The sequence below is a fragment of the Streptomyces sp. NPDC012466 genome (genome assembly GCF_042955215.1).
GTDB lineage: Bacteria > Actinomycetota > Actinomycetes > Streptomycetales > Streptomycetaceae > Streptomyces.
On sequence record NZ_JBIBEQ010000018.1, the window covers coordinates 36,515 to 50,076 of the forward strand.

The 13,562-nt window shown below is 73.0% G+C and carries 12 protein-coding genes; 9 read left to right on the forward strand and 3 right to left on the reverse strand.

Going from position 1 to position 13,562, the window contains the following annotated elements; translation table 11 throughout:
- Positions 1–241: 241 nt before the first annotated feature.
- The 3 genes from ACFY9E_RS39140 (at position 242) to ppk2 (ending at position 4,084) form a co-directional block, all read left to right on the forward strand.
- Positions 242–1,747 carry a SulP family inorganic anion transporter gene (locus ACFY9E_RS39140; RefSeq protein ID WP_390993257.1) on the forward strand — a complete coding sequence of 502 codons (1,506 nt, stop codon included), beginning with the start codon at positions 242–244 and terminating at the stop codon, positions 1,745–1,747.
- 343 nt (positions 1,748–2,090) lie between these two features.
- Positions 2,091–2,816, forward strand: a complete 726-nt coding sequence (locus ACFY9E_RS39145; protein ID WP_390993405.1) for an SDR family NAD(P)-dependent oxidoreductase — start codon at positions 2,091–2,093, stop codon at positions 2,814–2,816.
- Between the two features lie 311 nt (positions 2,817–3,127).
- Positions 3,128–4,084, forward strand: a complete 957-nt coding sequence (ppk2, locus tag ACFY9E_RS39150) for a polyphosphate kinase 2 (RefSeq protein WP_390993259.1) — start codon at positions 3,128–3,130, stop codon at positions 4,082–4,084.
- Positions 4,085–4,129: 45 nt separating this feature from the next.
- Here ppk2 and ACFY9E_RS39155 read toward each other — a convergent pair whose 3' ends face one another.
- Complete coding sequence (locus ACFY9E_RS39155) at positions 4,130–4,492, reverse strand: hypothetical protein (protein WP_390993261.1); 363 nt, start codon at positions 4,490–4,492, stop codon at positions 4,130–4,132.
- A gap of 60 nt (positions 4,493–4,552) precedes the next feature.
- Entirely contained in the window at positions 4,553–4,987 is a 435-nt protein-coding gene (locus ACFY9E_RS39160; RefSeq protein ID WP_390993263.1) for an ATP-binding protein, read from the reverse strand.
- Positions 4,988–5,553: 566 nt separating this feature from the next.
- Here ACFY9E_RS39160 and ACFY9E_RS39165 point away from each other — a divergent pair.
- From ACFY9E_RS39165 to ACFY9E_RS39185, 5 genes are all read left to right on the forward strand, one after another.
- On the forward strand, positions 5,554–5,877 hold the full coding sequence (locus ACFY9E_RS39165) for a hypothetical protein (protein WP_390993265.1): 324 nt from the start codon (positions 5,554–5,556) through the stop codon (positions 5,875–5,877).
- A gap of 107 nt (positions 5,878–5,984) precedes the next feature.
- Positions 5,985–7,133 (forward strand): hypothetical protein, encoded by a 1,149-nt coding sequence (locus ACFY9E_RS39170; protein ID WP_390993267.1) that lies wholly within the window; start codon positions 5,985–5,987, stop codon positions 7,131–7,133.
- Between the two features lie 102 nt (positions 7,134–7,235).
- Positions 7,236–7,766 (forward strand): 2Fe-2S iron-sulfur cluster-binding protein, encoded by a 531-nt coding sequence (locus tag ACFY9E_RS39175; protein ID WP_390993269.1) that lies wholly within the window; start codon positions 7,236–7,238, stop codon positions 7,764–7,766.
- Positions 7,763–8,767, forward strand: a complete 1,005-nt coding sequence (locus ACFY9E_RS39180) for an FAD binding domain-containing protein (protein WP_390993271.1) — start codon at positions 7,763–7,765, stop codon at positions 8,765–8,767. Before ACFY9E_RS39175 ends, ACFY9E_RS39180 begins: the two co-directional genes overlap by 4 nt.
- Positions 8,764–10,875 (forward strand): molybdopterin cofactor-binding domain-containing protein, encoded by a 2,112-nt coding sequence (locus ACFY9E_RS39185; RefSeq protein ID WP_390993273.1) that lies wholly within the window; start codon positions 8,764–8,766, stop codon positions 10,873–10,875. The genes ACFY9E_RS39180 and ACFY9E_RS39185 overlap by 4 nt, the downstream gene beginning before the upstream one ends.
- 352 nt (positions 10,876–11,227) lie before the next feature.
- Here ACFY9E_RS39185 and ACFY9E_RS39190 read toward each other — a convergent pair whose 3' ends face one another.
- A complete protein-coding gene (locus ACFY9E_RS39190) occupies positions 11,228–12,943 on the reverse strand; it encodes a hypothetical protein (protein ID WP_390993275.1) in 1,716 nt (571 codons plus the stop codon).
- Between the two features lie 245 nt (positions 12,944–13,188).
- Between ACFY9E_RS39190 and ACFY9E_RS39195 the strand changes: the two genes are divergently transcribed.
- Positions 13,189–13,512 carry a DUF1232 domain-containing protein gene (locus ACFY9E_RS39195; RefSeq protein ID WP_390993277.1) on the forward strand — a complete coding sequence of 108 codons (324 nt, stop codon included), beginning with the start codon at positions 13,189–13,191 and terminating at the stop codon, positions 13,510–13,512.
- The last annotated feature ends 50 nt before the right edge of the window (positions 13,513–13,562 follow it).

The window sequence follows — 13,562 nt, forward strand, 5'->3', positions numbered from 1 at the left end:
CTAACGTTAGGGTAGGGTCGCGGTGGTACCGGACCGGCTGATGGCCGTGCCGATCCGCGGTGCGGGACGTGGTCCCGCGTCCGTCAGCGGGGTCGGGGCCGACGAAGCCCCCCTTCTCCCGCAGAACACCCCCGCTGCCCGCCGGCCTCGTGGCCGGCCGCGCCGGTCGTCCCCGTCTCCCCGTCCTCCCCGCGCGCCCGCCGTCACCGGGCGGGCCCGAGCACGTCAGGTTCCCCTCGTCTTGTCTTCCTCCGCACCGTCCCCGGCCGTACGGCTGCGCGGCTTCCGGCGTCCGTCCTGGCTGTCCGATCCGAAGGTGCTGCGCACCGAGGTGCTGGCCGGCCTGGTGGTCGCCCTGGCGCTGATCCCTGAGGCGATCTCGTTCTCGATCATCGCCGGTGTCGACCCGGCGATCGGACTGTTCGCCTCGTTCACGATGGCCGTGACCATCGCGGTCGTCGGGGGCCGGCCGGCGATGATCTCCGCGGCCACCGGTGCCGTCGCCCTGGTCATCGCCCCGCTCAACCGCGAACACGGCTTCGGCTACCTCGTCGCGGCGGTCATCCTCGCCGGGGTCTTCCAGATCGTCCTCGGGGCGCTCGGCGTCGCGAAGCTGATGCGGTTCGTACCGCGCAGCGTGATGGTCGGATTCGTCAACTCCCTCGCCATCCTCATCTTCCTGGCGCAGGTGCCGGAGATGACGGGCGTGCCGTGGCCCGTCTATCCGCTGCTCGCGGCCGGGCTGGCGCTGATGGTGTTCTTCCCGAAGGTGACGTCCGTGGTGCCGGCGCCGCTGGTGTCCATCGCCGTCCTCATGGTCATCACGATCGCCGCCGGGATCGCCGTGCCGACCGTGGGTGACAAGGGCGACCTGCCGTCCTCCCTGCCCCTGCCCGGGCTGCCGGACGTGCCGTTCACCCTGGACACGCTGACGACCGTCGCGCCGTACGCGCTGGCCATGGCGCTGGTCGGGCTGATGGAGTCGCTGATGACGGCCAAGCTGGTCGACGACATCACCGACACGCATTCCTCCAAGACCCGGGAGTCGGTCGGGCAGGGCGTCGCCAACATCGTCACCGGCTTCTTCGGCGGCATGGGCGGCTGCGCCATGATCGGCCAGACGATGATCAACGTGCGGGTGTCCGGTGCGCGTACCCGGTTGTCGACGTTCCTGGCCGGTGCGTTCCTCATGGTGCTCTGCGTCGTCTTCGGGCCGGTCGTCTCCGACATCCCGATGGCCGCGCTGGTCGCGGTGATGGTGATGGTGTCGGTGGGGACCTTCGACTGGCACTCCGTCGCGCCGAAGACGCTGAAGCGGATGCCGGCCGGGGAGATCACCGTCATGGTGGTCACCGTGGCGTGTGTGGTCGCCACGCACAACCTCGCCATCGGTGTCGTCGTCGGCTCCGTCACCGCGATGGTCATCTTCGCCAAGCGGGTCGCCCACCTCGCCGAGGTCACCCCGGTCGCCGGCTCCGACGGCACCTCGGTCGTCTACCGCGTCACCGGTGAACTGTTCTTCGCGTCCTCCAACGACCTCGTCGGCCGGTTCCGGTACGCCACCGACCCCGACAGGGTGGTCGTCGACCTGTCCGCCGCACACATCTGGGACGCCTCCTCCGTGGCCGCCCTGGACGCCGTCGAGACCAAGTACGCCCAGCGCGGCAAGACCGTCGAGATCATCGGCCTGAACGAACCGAGCGCCCGGATGCACCGGACCCTCAGCGGCGAACTCACCGGCAACTGACCGGGCGCGGGCGGACGCGGTCAGCGTCCGCGGCATCAACGAGGGCACCTGCATCCATGCGCCGAGCACCACGAACCGCCCCACGATCATCGGCCGGATCAGCTCCTGGGACGAGGTGCCGGTGTCCTGCCAGGTCCCGGGCCGGTCGGCCGGCGGCAACCCCTACTGGCTGATGGTCGCGCCCCGGGGCTGGACCAAGTACGGAAAACATGTCCAGCCATGACGTCGAGAACAACACCAACTGGATCGACGGGGTACCCGGGATCAACGGCTGTGTGATCCAGTACGCGTCTCGTCGCGGGACGCGAACCTCGAGAGGGAGGCAGTTTCCATGCGAGGAGCGGTGAGCCGGATCCTGGTGACCGGTTCCGCGGACGGTCTGGGGCGTGCCGCTGCGGAGGCGTTGCTGACCGCAGGGCACCACGTGGTGGTGCACGCCCGGAACGAGGAGCGCGCTGCTGCCCTTGAGGAGCTGTCCGGTCGTGGGGCACAGCTCGTGGTGGGCGACTTCGCCGACCGTGACGCCGTACGGAAGGTCGCCGACGAGCTGAACGCCTCGAGGCCGCTGGACGCCGTCATCCACAACGCCGGGGTGTGGAGCGGACCGGCGGTCATGCCGGTCAACATCGTCGCGCCGTATCTGCTGACCGCCCTGCTGCGGGGGCCGCGCCGGCTGGTGTACCTGAGCAGCAATTCGCATCTCGGCGGCCGTCCGTCACTGGACGGGGCCGACTGGCGGGGCGAGAGCGCGGGGTCGTACGCCGACAGCAAGCTCTTCGTCACCACGCTCGCGGCCGCGGTGGCCCGGCTGCGCCCCGGGGTGCTGAGCAACGCCGTGGACCCCGGATGGGTGCCGACGAGGATGGGCGGGCCGAGCGCGCCGGACGACCTGGAACTCGGCCACCAGACGCAGGAGTGGCTGGCGTCGAGCGACGCACCGGAGGCCCTGACCACCGGTGGGTACTGGTACCACGGCCGCCGGCTGGAGCCGCATCCCGCCGTCCACGACACGGCGTTCCAGGACCGGCTCGTGCGGGTGCTGGCCGAGGAGACGGGCGCCGCGCTCTGAGCGGACGGCTCCCCCTCATCGGCCTCGGCGCCCGCGAGTGGCTCCGCCACACCTCGGGTGACGAGCGGCTCGTGGTCGAACCGGTCGGCGTGGACGGTGCCCGCAGCGGCGTGCGACGGCCGTACCGGTTGACAGCTCCTCGGCCCGGGCGCGGGTGCCCGTGGAGGCCCCGGACCTGCCGTTGCTCACCGCGGACACGCCGGGTACGCGGTCCCCACCGGGTACCCGTCCGGTGCTCTTCACATGGGAGGGACCGGGCGGGGCACCCGATGGCCGTCGCCTACCGGAAGAGCCGAGCGGGGAGCCTCGTGATGAACGCCGACGACGCTGACAAGCTGCTGGACGGACTGACCGTGGACGACAGTCGACGCGAGCAGCCGATCGTGCTCGACGGAGACGGGCGCCCCATCCGGACGTGGCAGGAGAACTATCCGTACGACCGCAAGGTGGGCCGCAAGGAGTACGAGCGGGCCAAGCGCGTCCTGCAGATAGAGATGCTGAAGCTCCAGCGGTGGGTCAAGGACACCGGCGCTCGGGTGATCGTCGTGTGCGAGGGGCGTGACGCGGCGGGCAAGGGCGGCACGATCCAGCGGTTCATCGAGCGGCTCAACCCGCGGGGCGCACGCGTGGTCGCCCTGGACAAGCCCACCGAACGCGAGTCGGGCCAGTGGTACTTCCAGCGGTACATCGCACATCTGCCGACGGCCGGGGAGATCGTCTTCTTCGATCGCTCCTGGTACAACCGGGCCGGCGTGGAGCGCGTGATGGGCTACTGCTCCAAGGAACAGTACGAGCTGTTCCTCGACCAGTGCCCGGCCTTCGAGCGGATGCTGGTCGACGACGGCGTCCTGCTGGTGAAGTTCTGGTTCTCCGTGTCCCGCTCCGAGCAGCGCACACGCTTCGCGATCCGGCAGGTCGATCCCGTGCGCCAGTGGAAGCTCTCCCCCACCGACCTGGCCTCGCTGGACCTGTGGGACGACTACACCGAGGCGAAGGTGGACATGTTCCGCGCCACGGACACCGCACACGCCCCCTGGACCGTGGTCAAGAGCAACGACAAGAGGCGCGCGCGGCTGGAGACCATGCGCAGTCTGCTGTCGCGCATCGACTACGCCAGCAAGGACCGCGAGGCGGTCGGCTCCCCCGACCCCCTCATCGTCGGTGCGGCCGACACCCTTCTGGAGCCCGGTGAGGAGGACACCACACTGTCACCCACTCCGCTGTCCCCCGGTGCCGGCGGACCCGGCAACCATCCCGCGACGGCCTGACCGCCTCCGGGCCCTCCCGCACGGGGCGAGGGGGCCCGGTCGGCGTCAACGCTGGGCGGCGGCTCGTGTTTCCGTGCGGTGGTCGTAGTACGCCCAGACGGCCACCGCCAGCACGGCGGTGAGCCCCACCGTCACTACCCGCAGGGCGCCACTGGTCAGGTAGGCGACGAGACCGGTGAGCCCCGCTCCGCCCAGCATGATCAGGCGGCTGAAGAAGCGGTTCTCGGGCGGCTGGGGGTCTTCGCGGTCCTTGAGGTCGTGCAGGGCGTCATGAGCCGGATGCGCGGAGCCCCGCCGGGAACGGGCGCGGTAGGCCAGTCCGTAGCTGATCAGCGCGTACAGCGCGAGAGCGCCCAGGACCCAGAGCCAGACGTAGGGGTCGTCACTCGATCCACGTGCCAGGTACACGACACTTCTCCTCGGAAGCGAACCTCACCGGGTGAGCAGAACTCGACTGCTGCGGCGGTCCTACCGGTCTGCGCCGGCGCCGGCGCCGGTACCGCCCTCGGGGTCGGCGGGGCGGAAGCATGCCGTCACCGTCTTGCCGTGCCGCTGGCAGCTGATCTCCCACTCGTCGGCGAGCTGCCGCACGATGGACACCCCGCGGCCGGAGGCCTCTCCCGGCTCGGGTTCGCGCTGGCGCGGCAGCGTCGGGTCCTCGTCGTGGACGCTCACATGGAGGCAGTCGCCGTCCCACGTGAGGACCAGGTGCGCGTCACTGTGCGCGTGGATGTGCGCATTGGTGATCAGCTCGGACACGGCCAGCACGATGGCGTCCACCGTGTCCGGCTCGGCGGCGGCCCACGGCAGGGAGTCGAGCCGCTCGCGCGTCCACTCCCGTCCGGCGCGGACGCCTTCGGACATACGGAACGAGTGCGCCCATCCCATCGCCTTCACTGCCACTCCCCCGGTCCCCTCTCCGTTGTCCGCACAGTCAGTGCTGAGACCGTGTACCCGGTCCCCGCCCTGACAGGCATGAGGACGTCCGCGTCACCGGACTCGGCTTCGGCGACGCGGGGGCGGCGGGTCTCCCGCAGCCCCTCCGGATCGATCCGGCCTCCCCCGGACAGCCCCGGTGATGACCCGGCTACGGGCGCGGCGGCATCAGCGCCATGCTGCTGGACGAGTCGATGGGCTGGGCGTGCGCGAGCCGGGACCGGTGGCCCGTCGCGCCTCGCGGAGCGAGCAGGACCCGCCCCGATGCGGATGGTGGGCGGGCCCTGCTCGTGCGCACCATTGTCGGGACCGCACCGGTGGGTGGGCCACGCGTGAGATCCGTCGATGTGCGCGCGGCGCGCACACCCCGCGCGCACGGCGTACATCCCGCGCACGTCCCGCGCCCCAGACACCACCCCAGGGCGCTGCCGCACGCCGCGTCACACGGTCCGGTGCCGCATCGCGCCGCCCCGTCACCCCTTGGCGCCGCCCTCTCGTCACATGGCACGGCCCGCTACGGGTACGCGCTCCGCATGACCAACGGCGAAACCGAAGACGACGACCGGGCCCACAAGGTGGAGAACGCCGAGGCGGAGCGGGCTGCCGCCCGTCCCTTCGGCTATCCGCATCCGGAACGTCGGGCCGGAGTGCGCGCCACCCGGCACATCAGCCGCGAGCAGGCCGACGCCGACAGCGTTCCCGGCGTCCCCGGCGGCTACGGCACCACGAGCGGCGGCCAGGCCGGCGGCCGGGGCACGCCGCGGCCGGGTGGTGAGGACACCACCGAGGAGTCGGGCGTGAGCGACGCCGCCCAGGGGCGGGAGCCGCGTCCCGACCGGGGAGGTGATGACTCGTAAGTACGTACGTCACCGGCGCACGGAGCCGGGTGCGACCCCGGGTAGCACCCGCCGGTCTGCGGCGACGATACTGGCAGACGCACGTACCCCCGCTCACAGATGGACCCATGCAGACCTCCCTCACCGCCCGCTCCATGACTCCCGCCACGGTGTGGCCGGCGCGCGGCCGCCATGCCCCGGGATCCGCGGAAGACGTTCTCCGGCGCTCGCTCCAGCAGCGCAAGGACAGTCAGGCCATCGACGACTTCCTGGAGTTGCCCGTAGACGGCGCCGCCCCGGCGGAGCGGGTCTTCGAGGCGCGCTGGCGGGCCGGCGACGACGTGACCGTGCGCGCCCGATTGAGCGTGAAGCCCGCCGCGGGCGACGTGCCCGGGCAGGAGTGGATCCTGGTCGCCGAGGCCGAGGCGCCGTGGGACGAGGCGTGGCCCTCCCCCACCGCCCTGTTCTGGCCGGAGGAGCCGGACACCGCCTGGGAGCAGGATCCCGGCACACGGCTGGCCCTGGGAGAGATCAACCCGCTGCCCCGGGACGACAAGGAGATCCGCCGCCTGCTGAGGAACGCGGTGCGCGGCGGATGGCACATCCACGTGGTCGTCCACGAGGCGATGACCACCGACGACCGGGGGCGTACGCCGCTGGCACGGTGGCTGCCTCCGGGCCTGCGCCACCGTGTGGTGGAGCATCACGCCGCCCCGCAGCAGCTGCGCGGCCTGAACTGGGCGCTGCGGGACCTCGATGTGCAGGTGCCCCGTGGTGGAGCGGTGGTACTGCCCGGTGTCCCGGCGCCGGAAGGTTACGACGCCCAGGACTTCTCCGTGCGCGCGGTCTTCCTCGACGGTTCCGAGCCGGCCGACCTCGTCGACGCCGTGAAGCGGTTCGCCGCGCTCCCGAGGCCCCTGCCCGACGGCGCCGAGGACGCCCTCACCGCGCTGCGGGAGGACTGGCACCTGCTGACGCTCCAGGAGGAACTGGAACGTCAGCGCGCTCTGGTGGCCATGTACGCCGAGGCGCTGGAAGCCATGACGAAGTCCCGTGACCTGTACCGGGAGGCGGCCGAAAGCGCCCACGAGGCCCTGGCCGCCTACCAGGAGTCCGCGGGCATCGCTCCCGTCGGACCGCAGCCGTCCGGTCCGCCCCCGGTGTCCCCGCTCCAGCAGCTCACACGGACTTTCGAACGCTTCAAGGTCAAGCGCCCCGCGATCGCGGCCGGTGACGAGGAGAGCGCCACGGCCCGGCACGTGGCGTCGGAGCGCTAGCGCCTTCCTGCGTGCGACGCACGGGTCACATGTGTCAGTCGTGCCCTCCTGGATACGCGGTCCCCACGGCATCACGGCCCGCCCGGGAAGGTCCTCCACGACATGGGCAACCACCAGCACCACTCGCAGACCACGCTCCGCGTCAACGGCAAACCCCACACACTCACCCTCGACCACCGGCGGGTCCTGCTGGACCTGCTCCGGGAGGACCTCGACCTCACGGGCGCCAAGAAGGGCTGCGACCACGGCCAGTGCGGAGCCTGCACGGTCCTGGTGGACGGGCGGCGCGTCAACAGCTGTCTGCTGTTCGCGGTCGCTCTGGACGGCTGCGAGGTCACCACCGTCGAAGGTCTGTCCGACGACGGGGAGGAACCGCATCCGCTGCAACGGGCCTTCATGGAGCGCGACGCGTTCCAGTGCGGCTACTGCACCCCGGGCCAGATCTGCTCCGCCGCCGGCCTGCTCGCCGAGGCGGCGGCCGGCCACCCCTCGCACGTCACCGACCCGGCGGCACCCTCGGGTGAACCGGTGCCGCTGGACCGGGAGGAGATCCGGGAGCGGCTGAGCGGCAACCTGTGCCGGTGCGGGGCCTATCCGCGGATCGCCGAGGCCGTGGAGGACGTGATCCCGTGAAGGAGTTCGCCTACGTCCGCGCCGGCAGTGTCCAGGAGGCGACCTCCGCGTACGCCTCGCATGCCGGCGCCCGCTACCTCGGTGGCGGCACCAACCTCGTCGACCTGATGAAGCTCGGCGTCGAGACGCCCACCGCCCTCATCGACGTCACCCGCCTGCCGCTGGACGCGGTGGAGGAACTGCCCGACGGCGCGCTGCGCATCGGGGCGATGGTCCGCAACAGCGACCTCGCCGCCCACCCCCTCGTCCGCGACCGGTACCCGGCCTTGTCGCAGGCCCTGCTCGCGGGCGCCTCCGGGCAGTTGCGCAACGCGGCGACGACCGGCGGGAACCTGCTCCAGCGCACCCGGTGCCCGTACTTCCAGGACCTGTCGAAGCCGTGCAACAAGCGCGAGCCCGGCAGCGGCTGCGGCGCGCGGGACGGCGTCCACCGTGATCACGCGGTGCTCGGGCACTCCGCGCACTGCATCGCCACCCACCCGTCCGACATGGCGGTGGCCCTCGCCGCTCTCGACGCGCGTGTCGAGCTGGACGGGCCCGGGGGCGCCCGGAGTGTCCCGGCGGCCGACTTCCACCGGCTGCCCGGAGACACGCCGGAGCAGGACACCGAGATCCGCCCCGGTGAACTCGTCACCGGCGTGGTGCTGCCGGCCGCCACGGCCGGCCTTCCGTCGGCGTACCGCAAGGCCCGCGACCGGGCCTCGTACGCCTTCGCGCTCGCCTCCGTCGCGGTCGTGCTGCGCCTGGAGGACGCGGTCGTCGGCCATGTGGGGCTCACCTTCGGGGCGCTGGCCCACCGGCCCTGGCGCGCCCGGCGTGCGGAGGAGGCGCTGCGGGGCGCCGCTCCCACCCGTGCGGCGTTCGAGCACGCCGTCGAACTGGAGCTGTCCGCGGCGCAGCCGCTGCGCGACAACGCCTACAAGGTGCCGCTCGCCCGCAATCTCGCCGTGGACGTGCTGTCCCGGCTGACGGACACCGCGCTCACCGGGAGGGCCTCATGACCGGCGGTCCGGGCGCCCCCGCCGAGCGCCGGGAGGGACGCGAGAAGGTCGGCGGCACCGCCCGCTACGCCGCCGAGTTCCCCATGCCGGGCCGGGCCCAGGCCTGGCCCGTGCCCGCGAGTGTGGCCCGGGGCCGGGTGGCCGGCGTCGACACGGCGGCAGCCCTGGCCGTGCCCGGCGTGATCGCCGTCCTCACCCACGAGGACGCGCCGCGCCTCGCGGAACCGGACGATCCCACGCTCGCCGTGCTCCAGAGTCCCCGGGTGCCGCACCGCGGATGGTTCGTGGCCCTGGTGGTGGCCGAGACCCTGGAGGCGGCCCGGGCCGGTGCCGCCGCCGTCCGCGTCGCCTACGACACCGAGGAACACGACGTGGTCCTCACCGCCTCACATCCGGGTGTGTACGTGCCCGAGGAGGCCAACGGCGGTCATCCGGCCGTGCGGGAACAAGGCGACCCGGACGGGGCGTTCGGTTCCTCGACGGCCCGGGTGGACGTCGCGTACCGGGTACCACCGCTGCACAACCACCCCATGGAGCCGCACACCAGCACCGCACACTGGGAGGACGGCCGGCTCACCGTCCACACCTCCAGCCAGGGCACCGGTGCCGTACGGGCCGTGCTCGCCGGGCTGTTCGACCTGCCCGAGGAGCGGATCGTCGTCACCGCCGAGCACGTCGGCGGCGGCTTCGGGTCCAAGGGCACGCCACGACCCGACGTGGTGCTCGCCGCCCTGGCGGCACGCCGGACCGGGCGGCCGGTGACGGTGGCCCTGCCGCGCCGCTACCTGCCCGCCGTCGTGGGGCATCGCGCCCCGACCCTGCACCGGCTGCGGCTCGGAGCCGGCCGGGACGGCCGTCTCACGTCCCTCGTGCACGAGATCACCACGCACACCTCCCGCATCAAGGAGTTCGTGGAGCAGGCGGCGGTGCCCGCGCGAGTGATGTACGCCGCGCCCCACAGCCGCACGGTGCACCGGGTCGCGGCCCTCGACGTGCCGTCCCCGTCGTGGATGCGGGCACCGGGCGAGGCTCCCGGCATGTACGCGCTGGAGTCCGCCATGGACGAGCTCGCCGGCGAACTCGGCATGGACCCGATCGAGGTGCGCGTCCGCAACGAACCGGACGTCGAACCCGACAGCGGCAAGCCGTTCAGCAGCAGGCATCTGGTCGAGTGTCTGCGCGAAGGCGCCCGGCGCTTCGGATGGGACGACCGCGATCCCCGCCCGGGCACCCGCCGGGACGGGCCCCTGCTGCTGGGGACGGGCGTGGCGGCGGCGACCTACCCCGTCATGGTGGGCCCCTCCACGGCGGCGGCCCGGGCGCTGCCCGACGGGACGTTCCTGGTGCGGATCAACGCCACCGACATCGGGACCGGCGCCCGGACCGTGCTCGCGCAGGTCGGTGCCGAAGCCCTCGGCGTGCCGCTGGAGCGGGTGCGGATCGAGGTCGGCAGCACCGAACTCCCCTCCGCGCCGCTGGCCGGCGGCTCCTCCGGCACCGCCTCCTGGGGCTGGGCGGTCCACGACGCGTGCGCCGGGCTGGCCCGGCGGCTCGCCGAGCACACCGGGCCGCTGCCCGAGCAGGGCCTCGAGACCCGTGCCGACACCCGGGGCACGGCGGACGCCGAGAGCGACTTCGCACGGCATGCCTTCGGGGCGCACTTCGCCGAGGTCGCCGTGGACACGGTCACCGGCGAGGTGCGGGTCGGCCGGCTCCTCGGGGTGTACGCGGCGGGCCGCATCCTCAACGCCCGTACCGCGCGTTCCCAGTTCGTCGGCGGCATGACGATGGGCCTGGGCATGGCACTGACCGAGGGCAGCACCATGGACGCCGCGTTCGGTGACTTCACCGAGTCGGATCTGGCGTCGTACCACGTGCCCGTGCACGCCGACGTCGCCGAGATCGAGGCGCACTGGCTCGACGAGGAGGACTCACGTCTCAACCCCATGGGCAGCAAGGGGATCGGGGAGATCGGCATCGTCGGGACGGCCGCCGCGATCGGCAACGCGGTCCACCACGCCACGGGCGTCCGGTTCCGCGAACTCCCGCTCACACCCGACCGGGTGCTGACGGGTCTGCTCGATCGCCGTGCGCGGAAGGCGGTGTGAGAGGGGTCGGTGCCGACCGGGCGTACCGCGCCGCGCGAAACGGACAGATCCCGGCCCGCTGCCGGGCTGTGGCCGGTGGCGCCGACGATCAGCGGGCGCCCCGGCCGACGAGCCCGCCGCTGCCCGCACCAGCCCTCCGTCCGGGCCGGGTGAGCAGCGGCTCCTCGGCATGACCCCGGCGTTCACGACGGGTCGCGGCCGAGCACGGCGGGCAGCCGGTCGGCCGCGGGGACGCCGTCTCCCCCGTCGATCCGCCGGGGGAGCGGGGCGCCGCCTCCTGCGGCCATGAGTGGACCGGACCGGCCGACATCAGTGGCTCGGTCCGGTCCGGCCGGAGGGGATGCTCCGGGCCTCACTCCGCCATGCCGTGGGCCTCGGACGCCGGCGCTGCCGCCCACTGTCTGGCGGCGATGGGGGCCAGCACGCGGAACACCAGCGCGACCAGGGCCAGCAGCGCCGCGCACACGGCGACTCCGGCGGCGAGCCACGGCGGGGCGAGCGCCAGGTCGACGGCCCGGGACAGGGACGCCGACGGGTAGGAGTTGCCGTAGGCCTGTGCCCCGGCCAGCACTGTGGGCACGAGCACCGCACCGGCGAGCACCAGCGCGACGGGGCGCAGGGCCAGCAGCAGCGCCAGCACCGTGCACAGCACCGACAGACCGAGGGCGAACGCGTGCAGACGCAGGGACCCGTCGCCGCGCTCGAGCGGAAAGTGGACCACCGCGCACACGGCCAGGGCCAGGGCGGCGAGCCAGCCCGACCAGGAGACGGACCTGGCGAACCGGTCCGCCGCGCTGTCGCGGTCGGCGGGCGGGGCGTCGAGGGTCCGCTGCGCCTCGCGGGCCGAACCCGCCCTGCCCATGAGGTGCTTGCCCTGGCGGGCGGGTGCCTCGGGCTTTCGTGTCTCGCCCTCGGGACGTGAAGTGCCGCCGGGCCGACGGCCGTTACGGTCCAGCCGTTCCAGGCCGAGGCGGTCGATCAGCTCGACCAGCTCTCCGACGGACCGGCCGGTGGCGGCCGCGCGAAGTGCCTCCTCGCGGACATGGGGTTCCTGCGGTTCCTTGTGCAGCAGGGTCACCAGCCGGGTCACTTCCTCCACCGGCCGGTGGGCGGCCGCGGCCCGGATCGCCTCGTCCGCGCACTCGGCGTCGCGCGGGGGCTTCGTCAGCAGGGCGACCAGCCGGGACACGTCCTCGACGGACCGGCGCACCCCCGCGGTGCGGAGCGCGTCGACCCTCGCCTGCGTGTGGTCGGGCGACTCCTCCAGCGAGGTGATGAGGTCGACGACCTCCTCCAGCGGCCGGTCGGCCACGGCGGCGTGCACCAGGTCGCTGACGGCGTCACCGTACGGTGCCCCGGAGGCCGGGCCGGTGCCGGGACGGAGCTCCACCGGGTTGTCGTCGAGCGACCGGATGACGAACGGGCGCGGCCCTGGCCGGCCAGTGCTGTCCCCGGCGGCCGGGTCGGCCTCGTCCGGGTTGTGCACGGCGGAGTGGTTGCCGTCGTCCGGGCCGGCGGTGTACCGGGCGGCGTCGTCCGGGACCGCGTCGGCGGTCGCGGCGGACTCCGGTGCCCGGTCCGTCCGGTCCCCGGCGGGAGCGGCGGGCTGCGCCTCGGCGGGGTCCAGCCAGTCCTGAACTGGCGGGGGCGGGGGCGCGGCGGGCCGCTGCGGGGCGGGGTCGGCGGGCCGCTCGGTCGCCGTTCCCGCGTCGGGGGCCGCGGGCCACGCGGGCGCCTGCTCGGCCTGGTGCGAGCCGGGGGCGAGGGGCGGGCGCATCGGGTCCGGGCCGGGGTCCGTCGGCTGCGTTCCCGTCCCGGCCGCCGGGTACGAGCCGGGGGCGACGGGCTCGGCCGGGGCTCGGACGGCCTGGTGGGGGCCGGCCGCGGCGGACTCGGAATACCCCGTCCGGTACGTGTCGTACGGGACGGCGGCGGGCTGTGGGCTCGTCTGCTCCACCTGGTACGTGCCGGTGGCGACGGTGGTCTCGGCGGACGGCTGGGCGGACCCGTTCGGCTCGTTGGGTATGGCGGGTTCGTTCGAGCGGGATGATGAAGAGCAGGTGGTCATACTCACCTCCATGGGAAGAGTGCGGCCGCTCCTGCGCCCTCCGTCGTGGGACGAGCGACGTTACGCTGACCATTACTAGGCGTCCCCGTCACCCCGTGCCACTCGTGTGAGCCACCGGGATGACCACCCGCACGGAAAATCCGCCGACTCGCCGACATGTCGGGCCCGGCCGCAATACAGCCGCCGGAAACGGGAATCCAGCTAAGGACACCCCGTGCCTCGGCACGCCATGAGGAGGGCAACTCGTGGACACGACCACAAAGGTGATCATCCTGGCGGCGGTTCTCGCGGCCGTCGTCCTCGTCTTCGCCGTCGTCGTCCTGGTGCGGCTGGTGCGGACCCGGCGCGATCTGCGGCGCGCGGGCCTGCCCACGGGCCCGCGCTGGGTCTTCTGGGGCGCGGTGCTCTATCTCGTGCTGCCCACCGATCTGCTGCCCGACCCGGTCTACCTAGACGACATCGGCGTCATGCTGCTCGCTCTGCGCACCGTCCGCGGCTCCCTCGGCGAACGGGAGCGCAGTACGGCACACCGGCCGGACCAGCAACCGGCCAATAACTACGGAAAGTAAGGAAACCAACCACCCGTTCGATTCGTATAAGTCTCTGGAAGCCGAAACAC